Source organism: Luteitalea sp. TBR-22 (assembly GCF_016865485.1).
Taxonomy (GTDB): Bacteria; Acidobacteriota; Vicinamibacteria; order Vicinamibacterales; family Vicinamibacteraceae; genus Luteitalea.
The window spans coordinates 1,453,625-1,474,264 of record NZ_AP024452.1 but is presented as its reverse complement, the minus strand read 5'-3'; the positions used below and the strand labels follow the sequence as shown (position 1 = coordinate 1,474,264).

The window sequence follows — 20,640 nt, the reverse complement described above, 5'->3', positions numbered from 1 at the left end:
CGGGCGCCATCACGGCGGTCAACGGGACGGACCTGCTCGTCGTTCTAGGGGAGCGAGGAGTACAGTTGCAGCCCATGCCCAAGGCCCGTCCTCCCCTCGTCGGCTTCATCGCCCTCACCCTGGTTGCCGTGACCCTCGGCGTCGTGGCGCAGCCACGCGGCGGCGGGCCGCCGTCGGTGCCGCCCGATGCCAACGGCGAGTGCCCGCCAGGCACCACCGAGGTCCGGCCCGGCCGGTGCCAGAAGCCGGAGTTCCCGCCCCCGAGCATCCTCGACTACCGCCCGCGGTCGACGCTGGTGACCAGGCAGCATCAGGTCCCGAAGGCGAAGTTCCCGGTCGTGGACATCCACTCGCACACCGGCCCCACACCGGAGACGATGGCGCGGCTGGTGGGCGAACTCGATGCGCTGAACATCCGCGTGCTCGTCAACCTGAGCGGGGGCACCAGCCCCGACGCGATCGCGCAGAAGGTGGCCGTCTACCGCGGCACGCCGCACGCCGATCGCTTCCGCGTGTTCGCCAACGTCGCCTGGGATGGCGCCGGTGCGCCAGGCTGGGCCGACAAGGCCGTCGCCGACCTCGAGGCGTCAGTGAAGGCGGGCGCGATCGGACTGAAGATCTTCAAGAACCTCGGGCTCACGGCCAAGGCCGCCGACGGCAGCCGTCTGAAGATCGACGACCCGGCGTTGAACCCCGTCTGGCAGGCCTGTGCGCGGCTGAACATCCCGGTGATCATCCATACGGCCGAGCCGATGGAGTTCTTCTCGCCGATGGATTACAAGAACGAGCGCTGGCTCGAGCTGGCGCTCTTCCCGAGCCGCCGCAACAACGCCCCCGGCCAGCCCACCTTCGAGGAACTGCTCGCCGAGCGCGACCGGATGTTCGCGGCCAATCCGAAGACCCGCTACATCGCGGCGCATTTCGGCTACTGGGGTCACGACCTCGAGCGCGCGGCTGCCGCGCTGGACAGGATGCCCAACGTGTACCCCGAGGTGTCGGCGGTGCTGTACGAGTTCGGGCGGGCGCCTCGCGCGGCGCGCGAGTTCTTCGTGAAGTACCAGGACCGCATCCTCTTCGGCAAGGACGCGTACGAGACCAGCGAGTACCCGTACTACTGGCGCGTCTTCGAGACCGGCGACGAGTACTTCGACTACTACCGCGGGTATCACGCCTTCTGGAAGCTGTACGGCATGCAGCTGCCCGACCCGGTGCTGCGGAAGATCTACTACGCCAATGCCCTGAAGGTGGCCCCCGGCCTGCCGCAGTCGGGCTGGCCGAAGTAGCCGGGGCCCGGACACTCGACGCCTCGGCGGAAACGCCGAACGGCCGCCGCTCGACCGGTCACATGCGGACCGGCCCAGCCGCGGCCGTTGACGGTGTCGCCGTCGATCGACACGGCGATCGACGCGCGAGGGGCTAGCGGCGGCGCCGCAGGACCACGGCCATCGCCGACATCGCGAGGCCCGTGAGGATCATGCTGGCCGGCTCGGGCACCGGCGTGTCATCAGGGGTGACCGTGAACTCGGCCGACCACGACGACTGCACGTAGCCGAACTCGTCGTCGAGGATGCGGCCGAGGGCCTGTCCGGACGAGAGCTGGTCGAGCTGCGACGTGAACTTGCCGCTCCAGAGGCTGACTTCACCCAGCTCGTTGGTCACGTACCCGCCGACCGACAGCGACACGGACGACCCGTTCGGGTTGAGGTTCAGCAGCGTGAACGGTGAGGGCTCGAAGGTGGGCGGCAGGAGCGGCGTGCACAGCGAGCCAGGCGTGTTGTTGCAGCCGGCCGGCGTGCCCACACCCGGGTAGATGTCGGTCAACGTGAAGTTCCAGGCTTCCTTGCCGTCGAACTCCACGAAGTCGTCCAGCATCACCGACCCGACGCCGAGCGCGATCAGGTCCTTGATCGTCCCCTCGTCGAGGCCAGCGAAGTCGAGCGTCGCCGTGGTCACCTCGAAGCGCCCCGTGGTGATCGGCAGGAACGGCCCGAAGTCGATGTAGTCGAGTCCCACCCTGACGTCGTAGTCACTGCCGTCAATCCGGAACTGCCCCTGCAACGGCGCCGCCTGGGCCACGCCACTGCTGATCAGTGCGCCGAGCACTGCTGCTGCCAACACGTGTTTCATGTCGATCCCTTTCAGTGCCCCTCATCAGCCTCATGCGGAGGGGCCAGAACCGGCCTGACCTTTTGCACGTTGCGGGCCGACCACATCGCTCCTTCGAGCGTCACCACACCCGCAGCACTTCCGGAGCAATCTCGCTCGTCGCATCCACGCTCGAGTCGGAAAGCACGGCAGCTCCCGTGTACAAGCTCGCTACGCCATGTCCGACAATGCTCACTGCGGGCACGACACGGCCGGCCTCGATCAGCGGCGTCCCAGCCCGTATCGACCAGGCGCAATCACGTCGTGCGGATCGCAGGCGCGCTTGAGCGTGTCGAGCAGGTGGCGGGCGCTGTCGTGCGCCGCCTCGCGTGGCATCGCCGGGAGCCCGAGTCGGTACGCGTGATAGCCGGCGTCGTGCAACGCGTCGAAGAGCGCGTGGTAGCAGGAGAGCGCACGCGCGTCCTCGCCGGGCACGTCGCGGTCGAAGCTGATCGACACCACGCACGTGATCGCCCGCTCGGTGACCAGGGTGATGGAAATCAACGGCTCGAAGCCGTAGGACAGGAGCACGTCCGAGGCGATCGCCACGAGTCGCTCGGCGTGCCCGCCTTCCATGGGGGCGACGGGTGCGCACCACAGCAGGCCGCACCGGTCGCGATCAGGGTCCATCTGCGCCGGCGGCGGCGTGCGCTTGCGCCAGTAGGCACTCGCCAGCGGGTGGTCGGTCGGGACGCCGCGCATCAGCCCATACACCGGGCCGAGCATCGTGAGGGTCGCCGACAGATCCCAGCCCGTCACGCGGCCCCAGAGGCCGGCGAAGCGCCGCGCGAGGGCGAGCCGCCGATCGTCGAGGAACTCGAGGCGATCGGCGATGCCCGACAGGTGCCTGCGCACCAGGCGGCGGGCCTCGCGCACCTGGGCACGCGTGCCGTAGAGGCCTCCGGAGCCATTCCACAGCCCGATGCGCAGGCGCTGGCGGAATGCCTCCATGTCGCGCGGCATGATCGGGGTGCGTCCCTGCATCTCGGACCACGGATACTGGCCAAGCCCGTTCAGCACCTTGTAGTCGTTGCCGATGTGCACGGCACTGCGCAGCGTGCCCGAGAGCTTCAGCGGCCGGAGCGCATCGATCGCGCGGCCGAGGTCACCCGGCCTGGGCAGCCGGAAGAAATACGCCTCGAAGCATTCGGGCGCTGGCATCAGCCAGATGGTCATGCGCGTCACGATGCCGAGGTTGGACTGCGTGAACAGCCCGTCGAGGACCGGCCCCTGTCCCCAGCGATAGATGGGCGCGTTCGGCGTGGCTCCGAAACGAGCGAATCCCGTGTCGACCACCGACCCGTCCCCGAGCACCGCCTCGATCGCGCAGACGTGCGCGAAGTGATCACCGTACGGGGTGTGGCCGAACCCCCGCTCCATGACGTTGCCGATGAGGCTGGCCGAAGGACTGGTGCCCGTCGCGTCCATCCAGAGTCGCGACCCGCTGTCCTGCAGGAACCGGAAGAGCTGCTGCTGCGTGACCCCCGGCTCGAGCGTCACGTATCCGAGCGTCTCACTGAAGTCGACGATGCGCTGCATGCGCCGCAGGTCCAACAGCACGTTGCCGTCGGAGGCCGGCACGCGGGACCCATACCCCCAGTTGAGGCCGCTGCTGATGGGGTACAGGGCGAGGCCGTGGGCCATGGCCGCGCGCACACACGCCTGGACCTCGTCACGCGACCCGGGACGCACGATGAGCGGCACGCGCGCCGTCGTCGCGAAGGTGGCGGTCGAGGCGGCCCGTGTCTCGTCTCCCTCGGCGACAACGTTGTCCGGGCCGACGATGGCGCGGAAGTCGTCGCAGACGACGTCAGAGACGTCGGCAGAGGGCGTGGACATGCACAGGCTCAGGCGGTGGCAAGACCTCCCTGCACGAAGCAAGGAACGTGCCCATCGGCGAGGGCCGCAAGGGTCTCGAGCCTGCGCGACGCCCCCGCGGCCACACGGACGCCCGGCGTGGCGCAGACGACGGGCAGGGTGCGAAGGGTCCGCGCCAGTCTCGCCACGTGCAGATCGTACTTGCGACCCGGTGTGCGCGAGTCGAAACGCAGGATCTCCATCTCGCAGCCGTACTGCGGGTCGAAGTACGACGGCAGCGACGTGCCATCGGCCTCGAGGGCACGCCCGCCGAGCTTCCTCAGGATGCGGGCCGAGCAGTGTCGCACGGTGGCCGTGGTGATGCCGATGCAGCCGCCGAGGGCCTCGGCGAGCGCATACGTGGAGAGCGCCGTGGTCGCCGCTTGCGTGCTGCAGCGCCACTCCTCGGCCACCGCCCATCCCCCGACCTCGGCGTACACGAGACCTCGCAGCCGGGCCAGGGTCATGTCGCTCTCGATGGCGACGCGCAGGCGGCCCGACCACGCCGCGCTGCGCGCCAGGGCCGACGACCAGACGCCGAGGGACTCCGGCGCGGAGTCGGCGGCATGGACCCGGAATCGAGCGCATGCCATCACCCGCCCGTCGGCATGCACCGACACCACGTGCCAGCTCGCGTCGTCGGCACCCTGGACGTGGCACCCGTCTGTGAGTTGCTGCTCGCTGATGGCGCCGTCGCGGAGATAGGTGGCCCCCCGCAGGCGCTGGACGCCGGTGAGCAACGCGGCGTGGCGCGCCGCGTCGACGTCGACCTCCTCGAAGGCAGCGGGCACCAGCGTCGCGGCAGGCGCAAGCAGCACCAGGGTGTCGGGGCGGGCGAGGGTCGGATCGGTGGCAGGCAGCCGCATCAGGCACGAACTCCCGGTCCGCCGCGTCTCCCTCCCCGGGCTGGCGCCCCTCCTGTCACACAGATCCCCACACATGCCGCCAGTCGCGGTCGCGGGGGGAGGGATGGGAGAGCTTGCCGTTCAGGAAGGGTTCAGCACGAGGCGAACCCTGCACCTTGATTTAGCAAGCATCAGGCCAAGACACATGTCTCGAGGGATTACGCGGCTCGACCACACGGACCGGTGCAATTTCGTGTGTGGCGGGTGCCTGAGGACCGTTCCCTGGCGCCTCTGGAGCGACCGAGTGTTGCGTAGTGAAACAACAGCGGACGGAAGTACCGACCATCAACCCGACGCGGCGCCCAGCTGATGAGCAAAGACTGTCAGCTCGAAGGCGCCCGTCGAGGGCCGCCAACGCGCCGTCGATCACGAAATCGTCGGCGGCGTGACGCGAGCTGTCGCTCCGGCGTCAACACGTAAGCGGGAACTTCAGCGAATCAGTCGTCGACGTCGCGGCGCGCCCGCTTGATCTCGCCGCGCTTCTGCTTGGCGTCGAGGCGGCGCTGCTTCGAGGCGCGCGTCGGCCGGGTGGCCGTCCGCGGCCGGGGCGGGGTGGCTGCCATCTCGAGCAGCACGCGGAGGCGCTCCCGCGCCGCCGCACGGTTCTGTGCCTGGGTGCGGTACTCCCGGGCCTCGATGACGAGCACGCCCTCGGTGGTCACCCGACTGCCGCCGAGTCGGAGCAGCCGCGCCTTCACGCCAGCCGGCAGCCCCGTCGCGCCGACGTCGACGCGCAGCTGGACGGCCGTCGCGACCTTGTTGACGTTCTGGCCGCCGGGCCCCGACGCGCGGACGAACCGCTCCTCGAGGTCGGCCTCGTGGAGGACGATGCCGTCGGCGACGGCGATCACGGCTCGCCTGCCGTCGCTGCAGCGGGCGAGGGTCGCCCGCTGGTGGTGTGCACCTGGGAGCCTCGTCCGGGGACCGGCCTGACGAGCGCCTCGGTCAGGACCCGGCCCACCGAGGCGGCCGGTGGCTCGACGTCGACGAGGGCGGCGAGGGTGGGCGCCAGGTCGAGGAGGGTGGCGTGGTCGCGGTACGTCCCTGCCTGCACGCCCGGCCCCATGAGGATCAGCGGGATGTGCGCGTCGTAGCCGTAGGGCGTGCCGTGCGTCGTGCCTGCCGCGGCGGTGATCCAGTGGGGTTCGAGCAGCACATGGAGGTCGCCGGAGCGATCCCGGTGGTAGCCACGGGTGATGCGTTCAGACGCCAGATCCCTCGGAACGGCGCCGGTCAGGATCGCGTCACGCGTGTAGACGCGGGCGACGTGCGGGACGGCAGAGGCCGCGTCCGCCGCCACCCGCCGCACCTCGGTGGCGTCGGCCCCGCGCTGCGCGATCACCGCGGCATCGAGGTACACGTTGGGCAGGGAGGCCTTCTCGATCCACTGCGCGGCGCCGTACTTGCCGTCGAGGGCCGCCTCGATGGCCTCGGTGACTGTCGCAACGGGAAAACGGCCGCCCGGGATGCGCCGGGCGGCGAGCGCCTCGGGCAAGGGGGCGACACCGTGGTCGGCCGTGAAGGCCACGAGGGTGCGCGAGAGGCCGACCCGGCGCTCGACCTCGTCGAGCAGGCGCTGGACCTGCTTGTCGGTCTGCCGCGTGATGTCGCGGACCTCCGGCGACTCAGGACCGTAGGTGTGGCCCACCGAGTCGTTGGACGAGAAACTGACCGTCAGCACGTCGGTAACCCCGCGCTGGCCGAGTTGCTCGTGCTCGAGCGCGGCGGTGGCCATCGCCAGCACGAGTTCGTTGCCCGCCGGGCTGGCGGCCACGGCGGCGTCGAGCCTCGGCCCAGGCTCGGTCGGGTAGTTACGCGCCCCGCCCTCGAAGGTCCAGACCTTGCGGGCGTAGCTGTCCTGGATGCGCCTGGCATTGACGGCCTGAACCCAGGCCGGCAGGTCGGCGCGGTAGTAGGCACTGGTGACGAACCGCCCGCCGCGGAAGAAGTACGCCGCATCGGCGGCGTGTCCGGCGGTCAGGATCGCGCTGCGGTCCTTCAGCGAGACGCCGATGACGCGCGGCGCGCCGGGCGCGCCGACCGGCTGATCGGAGGCCATCTTCATCTGGTCGCCGAGCGTCGGCACGAGCAGGCGCCGTGGTGACGCCCCGACGCCGGCCGCCGCGTCCCCGCCGACGATGGGCGCGTTCCGGTCGGTGATGCTCTCGACCGTCGTTTTGGTCGAGCGCTCGTACCAGGCGTTCTCGATGATGCCGCTCACCGACGGCGTGGCGCCGGTCAGCATCGTCGAGTGCCCGACGGCCGTCACCGTGATGCCGTGCTCGAGGTAGGCGGCGGTGAAGACGGCCCCGCGGGTCATCAGGGTGCGGAAGCCGGCCGACGGCGGCCCGAACCGCGTCAGGTAGTCGGGCCGGAACTGGTCGACGGCGATGAGCAGCACCAGCCGGACCGGGGGACCGTCCTGGCGACGCGCCTGCGGGGCGGTGGGCGCCTGCGCGCGGGGCGCAGCGACCGACAGGAGGACGAGCGCCGCGGCTGCGGCGCGTGACAGCAGGGAGGGCACCCGGGCGGACATCCCTCCAAGCATATGCCCGCGTGCGGTAAGCTTCACGCGCTTTCCCTGACGGAGACCCTTTCGCGGAGGAACCGGGTGGCGCGTCGCGTGCGTGGACTACGGTGGTACATCGGCGGGCTGCTGTTCCTCTCGACCGTCATCAACTACATCGACCGGCAGACCCTCAGCGTGCTCGCCCCGACGCTGAAGGAGACCTACGGCTGGGACAACTGGCACTTCTCCTGGATCCTCATCGCCTTCCGGGTCGCCTACTCGGTCGGCCAGACGGTCGCCGGACGGGTGATCGACCGACTGGGCACGCGCACCGGCCTGGCCCTGGGCGTCGCCTGGTACTCGGTGGCCGCCATGGCGACGTCGCTGGCCACGGGCCTGGGCTCGTTCATGGCCGCCCGGTTCGCCCTGGGCCTCGGCGAGGCGGGCAACTGGCCGGGGGCCACCAAGGCGGTGTCCGAGTGGTTCCCGCGGCGCGAATCGGGCTGGGCCGTCGCGCTCTTCGACAGCGGCTCCTCGGTCGGTGCGGCGCTCGCCCCCTTCATCGTGCTGAGCCTGTATGCGAGCTTCGGCAGTTGGCGACCCGCGTTCCTGGTGACCGGCGCGCTCGGCTTCCTCTGGCTGGCGATCTTCCTCACGGTCTACCGCTCGCCGGCCGAGCATCCACGCATCACCGACGAGGAGCGGGAGATGTTGCGACAGGATCAGGAGACCGACGCGGCCGAGCACGCCACTGGTGCCGCGCTCCCCTACGCGACGCTGCTGCGCCTGCCGCAGACATGGGGCTACGTCGTCTCCAAGACCTTCACCGACCCGGTGTGGTTCTTCATCACCGACTGGTTCGCGATCTACCTGGTGAGCCGGGGCTTCAGCATGGAGGAAGGCCTGCTGGCCTTCTGGGTGCCGTTCCTGGCGGCCGACGCGGGCAACTTCTTCGGCGGCGGGGTCTCGAGCCGGCTGATCGCGCGCGGGTGGTCGGTGGGGGCGGCACGCAAGGCGATTGGCGTCTTCGGCGGCCTCGGCATGACGCTCCTGGTGCCCACCATCTGGGTCGACTCGCTGCCGGCGATCATCGCCTGCTTCGCGGTGTCGACCTTTGCGTATGCGGCGTTCTCGACCGTCATCCTGAACCTGCCCGCCGACCTGTTCGCGCCCGCCTCGGTGGCCTCGGTGAGCGGCCTCGGCGGCACCGGCGCCGGCCTCGGCACGATCACCGCGATCGCGATCACCGGGTGGGTGTCGGATCGCCACTCGTTCGCGCCGATCCTGGTCGGCGCGAGCATCCTGCCGCTGGTGGCCGTCGCGGCGATGCTGCTGCTGGTGCGCAACACGGCGGCGACCCGCGCCGGCGTGGTGCGGGAGGTCTGACGTTTGACGTTTGACGTTTGACGTTTGACGTTTGACGAATCGCACGTGACGGCATCGCCATGAAGACATCATCGAGACCACAACCCGCCGGGGCCCTGCGCGTGTCACGGCGACACCTGCTCGTGGGGTGCGCGGCCACGCTCACCGCAGGCGCGTGGCGCACCGTGGTGGCGCAGGCCCAGCCATCGTCAGGCACGACGACCGTGCTCGAGGCGCCCCGGCTCTTCGACGGGACCCGCCTGGCCGTCACCGGCGGCGCCCGCGTCCTGCTGCGCGGCGGGCGGGTCGTCGCCGCGGGGCCCGCGGCGAGCGTGCCCGTTCCGGCTGGCGCCGCGGTCACGCGGGTCGACGATGGGACGATCCTTCCTGGGCTGGTGGACTGCCACTACCACATCGAGTCCGATCCCGCGCTCGCGCTGAGGCAGTTGGCACACGGCGTCACCGCCTTCCGCGACCCGGGCGAGTGGATGGAGATGCACGCGCCGCTGCGCGCCCTCATCGCGTCCGAAGGCCTCCCCGGCCCCCGTCTCTTCCTCACCGGCCCGCACCTCGACGGCGAGCGTCCCGCCTACCCCGAGGATTCGGTCGTCGTGCGCGACGGCGAGGAAGCGCGGCGGCAGGTGGCCCGCGCGGTCCGCGAGGGCGCGACGGCCATCAAGCTCTACTTCCGCCTGCCCATGGGCGCGGCAGTCGCCGCGATCGAGGCCTGTCGGCTGCACGGGGTGCCGAGCACGGCCCACCTCGAGATCCTCGACGCCCGGCTGCTGCTCGAGGCAGGGCTCACCGGCGTGGAGCACGTGACCTCCTTCGGCACGAGCGTGGCGGCCCCGATGGCCGCTGAGCGCTACCGCCAGGCAGTGCTGGCCGACAACGACGCGCGGCGCGACGGACGGTACGCCCTGTTCGCCGAAGCCGATCTCGATGGGCCGCAGGCCAGGCGCCTGTACGAGGTCGTCGAGCGCACGCGGCCGTTCGTCGACGCGACGCTCGCGGTGTTCGAGGCACGGCCCGACGACGCCGCACCACGCGGCAGCGCGCTCACGCCGGCCAGGCGCGCCGAGGGCTTTGCGAAGATGCAGGCGCTGGTGCGGCGGCTGCACATGCACGGGGCGCGCCTGGTGATGGGCGGGCACACGGAGGTGCCGCACGCCGGACGAGGCGAGGCGCCGTGGCGTGAACTGGAACTGCTCGTGGACTCGGGCCTGACGCCCGCGCAGGCCCTCCGCGCCGCGACGCGCGAGGGCGCCGCGTTCCTCGGACGCGGAGCCGCCGACCTGGGCGCGATCCGGCCGGGCGCGGCTGCCGACGTCGTGGTGGTGGAGGGCGATCCGACGCGCGAGATCGCAGCCATCCGCCGGGTTCACACCGTGGTGGCTGCGGGCCGGCCCGTCGACCTGGGCCGGCTCCGCACGCGGTGATGGCGGCTACTTGCCGGCGAGGGCCGGACTGAGCACGCTGGCGATCTCGCTGATGCGCGTGACGGGGAAGCCGCCCTTGGCGCCGTGCTCGCGAATCAGGTCCTCGCTGGCCGCCTCGTAGATGCAGGTGATCTTGTTCTCGGTGGCGTAGCTCTGGAGCCACTTGATCTGTGGCCCCATGCCGTCGAGGACGGCGCAGGACGCCCCCGAGATGCCGGCCTGCTGCTCTGCGGTCAATGTATGGGCGCCGGGAACGTCCCGTTCGATCATGTACATGGGCATGTGGTCAGGTTTCTCCTCGGGTGACAATAACGTCTGCGGCTCATCCTTGTGAACACGGAGAGAGCCGGACGCGTCCGCCATGTCCATTTCACCTACTGACATACGGGATGCGTGCCACGCACGCGCGGCGTGGCTCGTGGAGACCATCGCCGCCCTCGCGCGACTCGAGTCGCCGAGCGGCGACGCCGACGCCCTGCACCGATGCGGTGTCGCCATCACGACCCTGCTCGAGGACGCCGGCGCGCTCGTCGAGGCCCTCGACGGTGGCACCGCGGGCGCGCACCTGCGCGCCACGTTCGGGACGGGCGAGCGCCAGGTGCTGCTGCTCGGGCACTTCGACACGGTGTGGCCCATCGGCACGATCGAACAGATGCCCGTCGAGGTCCGCGACGGGCGGCTGTACGGCCCGGGCACCTTCGACATGAAGGCAGGCCTCGTGCTGGCGATCTGCGCCGCCCGGGTGGTCGCCCCCGCGCTCCGGCGCCTGCGGCTGCGATGCCTCTTCACCGTCGACGAGGAAGTCGGCAGCGAGACGTCGCGCGGCCTCATCGAGGCCGAGGCGCGGTCGAGCGACGCGGTGCTCGTGTTCGAGCCGGCGCTGCCGGGCGGCGTGCTCAAGACGGCGCGCAAGGGCGTGGGCACGTGGCGCCTCGACGTCCATGGCGTGTCGGCGCATGCCGGCATCTCGCCCGAGGCCGGCGCCTCGGCCATCACCGAACTGGCGCGGCAGATCCTCGCCATGCACGAACTGCAGGCGCCCGCGCTGGGCACCACCATCAACGCCGGCGTGGTCGCGGGCGGGTCGCGCTCGAACGTCGTCGCCGAGCACGCGCATGCCGAAATCGACGTGCGCGTGAGCGCCGCCGCCGAGCAGGCGCGGATCGAGCGCGCCTTCGCGGCGCTCGACGCGGCAGACCCGCGCGTCCGCCTCGCCTGGCGCGGCGGCTTCGATCGCCCGCCGATGGAGCGGGGCCCGCACGTGCAGCGGCTGTTCGCCGTGGCGCGCGAGGCGGGTGCCGCGCTCGGCCTCGAGGTCGGCGAAGGCGCGACCGGCGGGGCCTCCGACGGCAACTTCACGGCGGCCCTCGGGGTGCCCACCCTCGACGGCCTCGGCGCGATCGGCGACGGCGCCCACGCCCGCCACGAGCACGTCGAGATCGCCAGCCTCGCCGATCGCGCGGCGCTGGCCGCCGCGATCATCCTCAGGCTCGACGAGACGGCGGTCGCCGCAGATTAGGCGCTGGGCCTTCGTCCTTCCGCCTTCGCTCCTCCGCCTCCGCCCTTCCGCCTTCGTCCTTCCGCCTTCGCTCCTCCGCCTCCGCCCTTCCGCCTCCGCCCTTCCGCCTTCGCCCTTCCCCCTTTCGCCCTTCCCGCCTTCGCCCTTCCCGCCCTGCCTTCTACCCTTCTTCCCTTCTACTCTTCTTCCTTCTCTTCATCTGTACTCGTGCCGCGCCGTCGTGATGTCGTCGATGAAGTCCATGTCGATGGCGACGCCGATGCCGGGTCCGGTGGGCACGCCGACGGTGCCATCGGCGGCGACCTCGAAGGGCGTCGTCACATCGCGCGTCCAGTAGCGCTTGCTCGCAGAGATGTCGCCCGGCAGGCTGAAGTTCGGCAGGCTGGCGAGCGCGAGGTTGTGGGCGCGCCCGATGCCGCATTCGAGCATCCCTCCGCACCAGACCGGGGCGCCGTGCGCCTGGCAGGTGTCGTGGATGCCCAGCGCCTCGGTGTAGCCGCCGACCCGGCCGATCTTGATGTTGACGAGGCGACAGCTGCCGAGCGCCAACGCGTGCGCGGCGGCGCGCGCATGGACGATCGACTCGTCGAGGCAGATGTCGGTGCGCAGCAGCTTCTGCAGCGCGGCGTGATCCACCAGGTCGTCGTGCTGCAGCGGCTGCTCGATCATCAACAGGTCGAAGGCGTCGAGCGCGCGCAGGTGATCGGCGTCGGCCAGCGTGTACGCGGTGTTGGCGTCCACCGACAGCAGTCCGGTCGGATAGGCCTCGCGCACGGTGCGTACCACGTCGACGTCCCAGCCCGGCTTGATCTTCAGCTTGATGCGCTGGTAGCCCTGCGCCACGTGCCGCAGCACCTGCTCGACCAGCGTCGGCACGTCCTTCTCGATGCCGAGGCTCACGCCGACGGGCACGCGGGCCCGGGTGCCGCCGATCGCCTCGCTGATCGACACGCCGCGGGTCCGCGCCGCGAGGTCCATGAAGGCGAGTTCGAGCCCGGCCTTGGCCATCGCATGTCCCTTGAACCGCCGCAGCGCCGCCGCCACGTCCTGCACCGACGAGAGCGGTCGGCCGAGCAGCGCCGGGATGAAGGCCTCGGCGAGCACGTGCTGCGCGCCCGCGATGGTGTCGGCGCTGAACAACGGCAGGTCGTCGGCCACGATCTCGCCCCAGCCCTCGACACCGTCGGCCACCATCCGCACCAGCGGGATCACGCGCGCATCCATGCGCCCGAAGCTGGTCTCGAAGGGGCGCACGAGCGTGAGCGCGATGTAGCGCACCTCGACGGACTCGAGGCGCACGGGGGCCGCGGCGGCGAGCGCGCGAACGGGGACGGAGGCGTCGGTGGACATCGGGGGATCGTACACAACGGTCGGGCACCGGGCACCGGGGACCGCGCACCGGGGACCGCGCACCGGGCGCGGGCTGCCGCCAGGCGTCAGGCGTCAGGCGTTATCCTGCCTGCGATGATCGATCTGGCGCGTGTGGACGGCCCGACACGGTTGCTTCCCGGGGACGTGGAGTTTCGCGAACTGACCCGGGTCGACGACCTCCGCCTGGCGCAGGAGATGGAGCGCCGCATCTGGGCCTGCGAGGACATCGACGTCAGCCCCGTCCTCTTGCTGGTGGCCCTGGTCAAGTCGGGCGCCCTAATGCTGGGGGCGTTCATCGACGGCCGGATGCGCGGCTTTGCCTTCTCGGTGCCGGGCGACCGCCACGGGCATCGCCTGCACTGGTCGCACATGACGGGCATCGACGATGACCTGAGGAGTTCGGGACTGGGCACGCAGCTCAAGCTCGAGCAGGCGCGACGGGTCGCGGCGCGCGGCTACACGCGGATCCAGTGGACGTACGACCCGCTGCAGAGCCTGAACGCTCACCTGAACCTCGTCAAGCTCGGCGCCGTCGCCGACGAGTACGCCGAACACGTCTACGGCGACTCCAGCAGCGATCTGCACCGAGGCGCGCCCACCGATCGGTTCATCGCCACGTGGCACCTGTCAGCCGACGGCACGCCGATCCGATCGCCGCGGCTGGGCGGCATCGTGCCGGGTGCCGGCGCGCCTGCCGGCCGTGTGTCGACCGAGGCGGGCTGGGACGTCTACCACCCCGCGCCCACGCTGCCCGATGCCGACGTCGTGCGCGTGCCCGTCCCGGCGCGCTTCTCGGCGATGCTCCAGGATGCCCCCGACCTGGCCACCGCGTGGCGCCTGCAGACACGCGCCCAGTTCCATGCGCTCTTCGCGTCCGGATACGAGGCGGTGGCCTTCGAACGACAGGGCGACCGGGGAGACTACCTGCTCGCCAGGGGCTGACAGGCGGGGGTTCGGCGCGTCAGCGCGGCACGCGGTCGGGGTTGTCGGTGATCACGCCGTCGATGCCTCGGTCGATCGCCGCGCGCATCTCGTCGCGGACGTCCGGCGCGCCGGGCGCCGACGAGGCGCGGAAGGTGTAGGGCGTCACGGGCATGCCGTGGGCGTGGGCCCTGGCCACCAGGCCGGGATCGGCCGCGACGACCTGCTTGTCGGGGCTGAGGCCGGTCACGAACGTGCGTGCGTCCGCGAGCCCGGCCCCCGTCGTCCACGTGGCCGCATCCGCGGGACCGAACAACAGGTGGATGGGCAGCGGCGTCTTCAGCGCCGCCAGGATCCGCAGACTCCCGACCGTGAACGACTGCAGGACCACCGGCGTCTTCGGATTGGCCCAGGGCTGGTCCAGTCCGGCGGCCCGGAGCGCGGACAGCACCTCGGCTTCGATGCCCGGGTAGCGCTCGGGTGACTTGAGCTCGATGAACAGCCCCGTGCGTCCCTTCACGGCGGCGACCGTCTCGGCGAACGTGGGGACGCGCGTGCCCGCGAAGTGCGGGCCGAACCAGGTGCCGGCGTCGAGCCTCCGCACCTCGGCCAGCGTGAAGTCGGCGAGCGGCCACTGCGTGCGCCACTCTCCCTTCACCTGCACGCGCCGTCCCCGATCAGGGAACACCTGCTCGACGTCGGTCGTGCGCTCCAGCGTCGTGTCGTGCAGGAGCACGAGCGCGCCGTCCTTGGTGCGCTGGATGTCGAACTCGACGAACGTCGCGCCCTGCTCGATGGCGACGGAGAACGCGGGAACGGTGTTCTCGGGCGCGTAGGCCGAGGCCCCGCGATGGGCGACGACCCACGGTCGTGGTGGCGGCGTACCCTGGGCCAGCATGGCGACGAGTCCGGGACCGGCGAGGAGGCTGGCAAGGAAGAGGGCGCGGCGAGGGAGCGTCATGCGCGAAGAGCATCCCACAGGTGACCGGGCACCGGGTCGATGACCAACGGCGGGGTGGGACACCCCGCCCTACCTTCGTGGCCAACGGCATTCCCGGCATCGCGCCATTTACGCGGCATTGTCCCAGAGACACGAAAGGCGCCTCGTTGGAGGCGCCCTTCGCATGTCATCCGAGCCCCGGAGCCCGGAACCCGGATCCCGGTGCCCGGTTCCCTACCAGAGGTACGTCGCCTTGAGCCACACCGTGTGGGCCGTGTAGTTCTCCCAGGTGTAGTTCATCAGCATGAAGGTGTTCGAGTACGCCAGGCGGTCGAGCGTCGTCGGGCTCAGGGCCCAGTCCGACACGTCGAACTTGTCGAACATGTAGGTCACGCCGAGCGCGAGGTTGCGGCGCAGCCAGTACTTGGTGTCGAGGCGCAGCTGCGTCCAGGCGTTGCTCACCGGGTTGAGCTGGATCGGCGTGGGCAGGACCGTGTTCGGCACGAGCGTGTAGTTCCACGACGTGTCGGCCTTCGTGTAGTCGTAGTTGGCGGCGAAGTCGAGCTTGCTGAACATCTTCGGCACCTCGAGGTACGCGCTCACGGTCTCGACGTTCTCCTCGATGTCGTCGTTCCAGTCGCGCCGCGGGTCGAAGAAGCCCGGGTCTGGCGCCGGGTTGGCGGTGCGGCTGGTCGTCAGCGAGGTCATGTCCTCGCTCACGTAGTTGGCGCCGAGGTTGAACGCGTCGCTGGGGGCGAAGTCGAAGCCGAAGCCCCACGAGGAGAAGTCGTTCGCCCTGAGGCCGTACGACGTGTCGACGTAGTCGTTGGTGCCGGCCGAGGCCGTGAAGTTGAGCGACAGCGAATCGGTCGGCATGGCCGTCAGGATCACGCGGCCCTGGTCCCTGTCGCGGTTGGCGACGTCGGGGTGACGCATGCCGGGCTGCTCGCCCACCTCTTCGAGGATCTCCGGATTGAAGCCCTCGCCGCGGCGCTCGGCCGTCGACCAGTCGGCACGGACCGTGAACCACTTGTTGGAGGTCCAGTCGTAGCCGACCCGGAACGTGTCCTCGACGGTCGTGTCGAAGATGCGGAACGTCCGCTGGACGTCTTCCCGGACGAAGCCGACGCGGAAAGCGCCGTTGCGGAAGGGCGTCAGCGACGCGTCGAGCTCGAGCAGGTCACGGTCCATCGAGACGGGCTCGCTCTCGCCGACCGACGCACCGAGCGTCGTGTCGTACGCGACGCGCTGCGTGTACTCGAACACCGGCGTCTTGTTGTTCAGGTCGTAGCTGCGGTAGTTGGCGTTGAGCCACATCCAGCGCGTCGGGCGCGAGTTGAACCGCAGCATCAGCGACGTCACGTCGACCTCGCCCTCGAGCGCGGTGCGCTCCTGCGGGGGCGGCGTGATCGCCGGGTTGATGGTCCACGGCAGGATGTTGGCGTCGCTGGTCATCGTCGACTGCCCCACGTAGGCGATGACGCGGCTCCGGGCCGGGAGGGCGATCGAGCCCGTGGCCGAGAGGGTGTGCATCGAGCTGCCTGCCCAGCGCGAGAGGCGGCCGATCGAGGTCGCGGTGCTCGTGTTGGTGATGCGCAGCGGGTTGTCGAAGGTCAGCGTGTCGGTGCTGGTGTTGAACAGCGAGCCGTCGTAGCCGGCGCGGAACATCGCCGTCTTGTTGGCCCACTCCAGGTTGGCCGCGATCTGGGTGTCGCGCTGCTCGATCGGCGCCGGGATCTCCTGCGTCGACGCCATGCCGAAGCTCGCGCCCCACGGCTGGTTGCCGCTGCGGCCGGTCGAGATCAACGAGAAGTTGATGTCGGTCGCACGGTTCAGCTGATACTGCCCGCCGAGGCTGGTGATGTCGCGCTTGACGCGCAGCTCGAACGGGTTGGCGAACTGGTCGACGATGCCGGGCAGGGTCGCCACGCCGGTACCGATCGCGGTCTGCATCGAGTCGGGCACGGTCACCACCGTGGAGCTCTCCACGGTGTAGGGCGTGCGCGTCACGTTCGACTGGAAGTACGGGATCTGGTTGTACTGGAACCAGCCCTTGAAGCGACCGAACTGCTCGAACTCACCCGAATAGCGCTGGTCGCGGTAGCCGACGTTGTCGGCCTCGAGCCGCCACAGGCGGTCCTGGTTCTCGCTGGTCCAGCGGAAGCCCTGCACCACCGGGCCGGTGCGCAGGTCGCGGTACCGCTGCAGGCGCGCCTCGTCGCCGTCGACGTCGGTGAAGCGGACGCCGAAGTCGATCGAGCGGAAGTTCGGGTCGAGCACCGGCCCCGCCTGTGCGTCGTCGGCTGGCGGCTGCCCGAACGGGGTCTGGGCCGATGTCGGCGTGGCGCACAGGAGGGCGCCGAACAGGCCGACGGCAAGCATGCGTGTCGTCATGATCGTCTCCTCTCTAGCGCAGGAAGGTCTTGCCCGCGGGGTGGTTCGACCCGTGGACGTTCGAGTGGCAGTTGACGCAGCCGCGCGACAGCATGCGGTTGCTCTTGTTGTTCAACTGCGCCTGGTCGTAGATGGTGGGGGGATGCCGCGAGTGGTTGTGGCACCGCTGGCAGAGCATCGGCACCTTCGCCACGAGCATGCGCTCGTGCGGCGACCCGTGCGGATCGTGGCAGCTCACACAGTTCTCGCGACCGCCCGCGTGCTCGTACAGGAACGGGCCGCGCTTCTCGGCGTGGCAGCTCACGCACGACTCGTTGATCCAGTTGCCGACCTTGAGCAGCTTGACGTTGGTCGCCCCGTGCGGGTTGTGGCACGAGGAGCACTCCATCTTGCCCTCGGTCACCGGCATGTGCGAGGCGCGGCGCATCTTGGCCGACTGCTGGCGATGGCAGGTGGCGCACAGCGTGCCCTGATCCTCGGCCTTCAGCTGGTTCTCGGCCGACTTGGGCGAGTGGACGCTGTGGCACGAGGCGCACGCGAGGTTGCGCGCGTCGTGCGCGCTGCCGTCCCACAGGGCATGCGGCCCCTTGGTGTGGCAGGACAGGCAGGTCTCGTTGCCGGTGCGGGCGTCGACCTTGGTGTCGCCGAACTTGAGGATCTTGCCCTTGTCGTCGTCGTCGACGTGCGCCTGGCCCGGGCCGTGGCAGCTCTCGCAGCCGTTGTTGGCCATCGGGGTGCGCGGGTTCTTGGCACGGCCGTGCGGGGTCTTGTTGATGCTGCCCTGCGCCTCGTGGCACTGCAGGCAGACGTCATCGCCCGTGTAGCCGGGCGCCGGCTGGCCGTTGGCCAGGGTGGCCTTGAACTTGCCGGTGCCGGTCGCCAGCGCCGCGTGCGGCGGGGTGGCCGGCGGCAGTGGGGCCACCGGGGTCGCGGCGGCGCGCGGCTGCGGCCGCACGACGCCTTCCTGGTCGGCGGTCGCCTTCACGCCAATCGACGTGACGGTGACGGCCACCCATACCGTGAACACGGCGATGATGCCGGTCCACGCCTTCGCTGCTCGCCTCATTTCATCCTCTCCAGCACCTGGGCGCGATCAGGTGCGTCGTCGTGCTTCCGCCCTCGCCGCGCTCACTCCGTCGCGGGGGCGATCTCCTCTTCCCGGTGACACGTCTCGCAGTCCTGCTTGATGACCGAGCCGTCCTTGGCCTTGTGCTCGTCGTCGTGGCACCGGAAGCAGCCGTCGGCGTCGGTGTGCCCACCGTTGCTGATGTAGGTGCCGAACGTGACCTTCATGGCCGGGAAGACGTAGGCGCCGTGCAACTCCGCGAGCACGCGGGACGCGGCCGTGACTGCACCACGGTCCACGGGGCCGGCGGCGGCGCCCTCGCCCCCGGCGTAGAACTTCTCGAGCGCTGATGCAATTGCCGTGCGCGCCTGCTCGTGCGTGGCGTACTCGGCCTTCAGCAGCTTCACCGCCTCGCGTCGCAGGAACGGCAGGCGGGCGTCGAGACGGCCATCGACGATCGCGCGATCGACCGCGCGCTCGGCACTGGCCGCAAACGGGTGCGCCACCTTGTTGTGGCAGTCGATGCAGTCCATCCGGCGGCGCTCACCGCCCTTGGCCGGATCGAACCCCTCGACGACGAACTCCTTGACCTCGCCCTTCGCGTTTTTCACGCGGACCCAGGGAATTTTTCCGCGGTGCTCGTCGGTCGCGATGTACTCGATCTCGTTGCCCGGGTTGGCGTGCCAGTGGAAGCCGGTGGCCGATCCATCCGGCCTGGTGCCGCCGACCAGCAGCGTCAGCAGCGTCTGCGTCGGGGTATTGGCCTGGTCCTCGCCGATGTCGGTGAACAGGCGACGACGCTCGCCGATCCAGCGGGTCGCCTCGTGGCACTTGCCGCAGGTCTGCTCGGCCGGCGGACGGTACTCGAGCGGCGTCGGGACCGGCGTCGGGTACTTGCCCGTGATCACGTGCAGCAGCTGCGCCGTGCCACGGGTCTTGGCCATCACGAAGCCCTTCGCCCCGGTGCCGATGTGACAGCTCGCGCACGCCACCTTGGTGTGGGCCGGCCCGCGCTGCCACTGCACGTAGTGCGGATTCATCTGCGTGTGGCAGACCTGCCCGCAGAACGCCGGCGAATCCATGTAGTGCACGGCCTCGGTGGCCGCCATCGTCACCAGCAGGGTGTTGAGGATGGTGGCGATGCCGATGAGGAAGACCCAGCCGCGGACGCGCGCGTCGGTGAGATCGAGCGAGGGCCAGCGGAATGGTCCCTTGCCGGCGCGCTCACGGCGACGGGCGAGCCAGAGGCCCGCAGGGATCAGCACCAGCCCGAACACGAACAGGGCCGGGAGCAGGACGAAGGTCAGGAGCCCGAGGTACGGATTCTCCAGCCAACCCGCGCTCTCGATGATCCAGAAGAGCAGGAAGAGCACCGCGCTCAACGTCGTGAGCGCGGCCCCCAGGGCGGCCAGCGGGTGCGCGGTGAACGCGCGCGGAAGGATGGGCCGGCCGTCAGTCACAGCACACCCCTACTTCAGGCTCGCCATGTAGCCCACGAGGGCCTTCAGGTCCTCGTCAGCCAGCTTGTAGGCCTTCATGTGAATCTTGGGCTTCTCGGCCAGCTTGGCTTCCATCTCGGCGGGCGCCGTGATCCACTTGGTGATGTCGGCGGTCGACAGCTTGCCGCCCACCCCGTCGAGGGGGAACTTCTTGTTGCCCTTGCCCTCGATGGCATGGCAGGTCTGGCACTTGTTGGCCGCGTACACGGCCTTGCCCTTCTCGATGTCCTGTGCGCTCAGCACGGACGGGAGGGCGACGATGGCGGCAAGGACGGCACCCGTGGCAATACGCTTCATCTCACGTCTCCTTCTCGCAGCGAGCGGCGCGTGAAGTGGAGGCAGGCACGTCGACATGCCGGCGTCCTCCGCTCGCGAGTGCGACACACCGGACGCGCTGCCGGAAAGTCGGCAACCGCGGACGATGCAGGCGGAGAATAGCGCAGCAGCGGAGGCCATCCAAGCGGTAAGTGCGCGCGAAAATGGCGACTTTCGGAGTCGCCATCGCGGCTTTGCGACGCCAGCGCGATACCCCTGACGGAATCACGGCATGCCGCAGCCGGGCCGCGCCGCACGACCGTTCGAAAACGCGCCTGATTTCGAGGGATTCCGTGCGTGGGTGCGCAGCGGCGTCGTCGACGTGCGGCGGCCGCTGGCGGGAACGCGCCAGCGGTGTAGGAGGAGACCTACGCGAGAATCATCCCGCCGCGTAT

At 70.2% G+C, this 20,640-nt stretch carries 17 protein-coding genes; 5 read left to right on the top strand and 12 right to left on the bottom strand.

The genetic code is table 11. From position 1 onward, the window contains the following. Nucleotides 1-74: 74 nt before the first annotated feature. The gene (locus tag TBR22_RS06045; RefSeq protein ID WP_239492062.1) at nt 75-1,283 is read left to right on the top strand and encodes an amidohydrolase family protein; all 1,209 of its coding nucleotides are present in this window, start codon (nt 75-77) and stop codon (nt 1,281-1,283) included. Nucleotides 1,284-1,416: 133 nt separating this feature from the next. Here the strand turns inward: TBR22_RS06045 and TBR22_RS06040 are convergent, their stop codons facing one another. From TBR22_RS06040 to TBR22_RS06020, 5 genes are all read right to left on the bottom strand, one after another. After that, nucleotides 1,417-2,127, bottom strand: a complete 711-nt coding sequence (locus tag TBR22_RS06040) for a PEP-CTERM sorting domain-containing protein (protein ID WP_239492061.1) — start codon at nt 2,125-2,127, stop codon at nt 1,417-1,419. A 240-nt stretch (nt 2,128-2,367) separates the two neighbouring features. Next, complete coding sequence (locus TBR22_RS06035; RefSeq protein WP_239492060.1) at nt 2,368-3,984, bottom strand: FAD-binding oxidoreductase; 1,617 nt, start codon at nt 3,982-3,984, stop codon at nt 2,368-2,370. Nucleotides 3,985-3,992: 8 nt separating this feature from the next. Continuing rightward, nucleotides 3,993-4,868 (bottom strand): hypothetical protein, encoded by an 876-nt coding sequence (locus TBR22_RS06030; protein WP_239492059.1) that lies wholly within the window; start codon nt 4,866-4,868, stop codon nt 3,993-3,995. Between the two features lie 476 nt (nt 4,869-5,344). Continuing rightward, entirely contained in the window at nt 5,345-5,758 is a 414-nt protein-coding gene (arfB, locus tag TBR22_RS06025) for an alternative ribosome rescue aminoacyl-tRNA hydrolase ArfB (protein ID WP_239492058.1), read from the bottom strand. Continuing rightward, nucleotides 5,755-7,443 carry an alkaline phosphatase family protein gene (locus TBR22_RS06020; RefSeq protein WP_239492057.1) on the bottom strand — a complete coding sequence of 563 codons (1,689 nt, stop codon included), beginning with the start codon at nt 7,441-7,443 and terminating at the stop codon, nt 5,755-5,757. The genes arfB and TBR22_RS06020 overlap by 4 nt, the downstream gene beginning before the upstream one ends. A gap of 75 nt (nt 7,444-7,518) precedes the next feature. Here TBR22_RS06020 and TBR22_RS06015 point away from each other — a divergent pair, with 75 nt between their 5' ends. Both TBR22_RS06015 and TBR22_RS06010 read left to right on the top strand, forming a co-directional pair. Next, nucleotides 7,519-8,802, top strand: a complete 1,284-nt coding sequence (locus TBR22_RS06015; protein WP_239492056.1) for an MFS transporter — start codon at nt 7,519-7,521, stop codon at nt 8,800-8,802. A gap of 59 nt (nt 8,803-8,861) precedes the next feature. Beyond that, on the top strand, nt 8,862-10,220 hold the full coding sequence (locus tag TBR22_RS06010) for an amidohydrolase family protein (protein WP_239492055.1): 1,359 nt from the start codon (nt 8,862-8,864) through the stop codon (nt 10,218-10,220). A 6-nt stretch (nt 10,221-10,226) separates the two neighbouring features. Here the strand turns inward: TBR22_RS06010 and TBR22_RS06005 are convergent, their stop codons facing one another. Next, nucleotides 10,227-10,502: a DUF4242 domain-containing protein gene (locus TBR22_RS06005; protein ID WP_239492054.1), complete on the bottom strand. Its 276-nt coding sequence runs from the start codon at nt 10,500-10,502 to the stop codon at nt 10,227-10,229. A 79-nt stretch (nt 10,503-10,581) separates the two neighbouring features. On the opposite strand from TBR22_RS06005, the gene TBR22_RS06000 reads away from it, so the two are divergent. Beyond that, a complete protein-coding gene (locus TBR22_RS06000) occupies nt 10,582-11,739 on the top strand; it encodes a M20 family metallopeptidase (protein WP_239492053.1) in 1,158 nt (385 codons plus the stop codon). Between the two features lie 195 nt (nt 11,740-11,934). On the opposite strand, the gene menC is transcribed toward TBR22_RS06000, so the two are convergent. Further along, the gene (gene menC, locus TBR22_RS05995; RefSeq protein ID WP_239492052.1) at nt 11,935-13,089 is read right to left on the bottom strand and encodes an o-succinylbenzoate synthase; all 1,155 of its coding nucleotides are present in this window, start codon (nt 13,087-13,089) and stop codon (nt 11,935-11,937) included. Nucleotides 13,090-13,203: 114 nt separating this feature from the next. On the opposite strand from menC, the gene TBR22_RS05990 reads away from it, so the two are divergent. Continuing rightward, on the top strand, nt 13,204-14,052 hold the full coding sequence (locus TBR22_RS05990) for a GNAT family N-acetyltransferase (RefSeq protein ID WP_239492051.1): 849 nt from the start codon (nt 13,204-13,206) through the stop codon (nt 14,050-14,052). 19 nt (nt 14,053-14,071) lie between these two features. Here the strand turns inward: TBR22_RS05990 and TBR22_RS05985 are convergent, their stop codons facing one another. The 5 genes from TBR22_RS05985 to TBR22_RS05965 all read right to left on the bottom strand — a co-directional run bounded on the left by TBR22_RS05985 (nt 14,072) and on the right by TBR22_RS05965 (nt 20,227). Beyond that, a complete protein-coding gene (locus tag TBR22_RS05985) occupies nt 14,072-14,992 on the bottom strand; it encodes a glycerophosphodiester phosphodiesterase family protein (protein ID WP_239492050.1) in 921 nt (306 codons plus the stop codon). Nucleotides 14,993-15,205: 213 nt separating this feature from the next. After that, nucleotides 15,206-17,365, bottom strand: coding sequence for an MtrB/PioB family decaheme-associated outer membrane protein (locus TBR22_RS05980; RefSeq protein WP_239492049.1), 2,160 nt, complete (start codon nt 17,363-17,365; stop codon nt 15,206-15,208). A 13-nt stretch (nt 17,366-17,378) separates the two neighbouring features. Next, entirely contained in the window at nt 17,379-18,431 is a 1,053-nt protein-coding gene (locus TBR22_RS05975; protein WP_239492048.1) for a DmsE family decaheme c-type cytochrome, read from the bottom strand. Nucleotides 18,432-18,493: 62 nt separating this feature from the next. Next, nucleotides 18,494-19,891: a NapC/NirT family cytochrome c gene (locus tag TBR22_RS05970; protein ID WP_239492047.1), complete on the bottom strand. Its 1,398-nt coding sequence runs from the start codon at nt 19,889-19,891 to the stop codon at nt 18,494-18,496. Between the two features lie 9 nt (nt 19,892-19,900). Continuing rightward, nucleotides 19,901-20,227: a c-type cytochrome gene (locus tag TBR22_RS05965; RefSeq protein ID WP_239492046.1), complete on the bottom strand. Its 327-nt coding sequence runs from the start codon at nt 20,225-20,227 to the stop codon at nt 19,901-19,903. Nucleotides 20,228-20,640 lie beyond the last annotated feature (413 nt).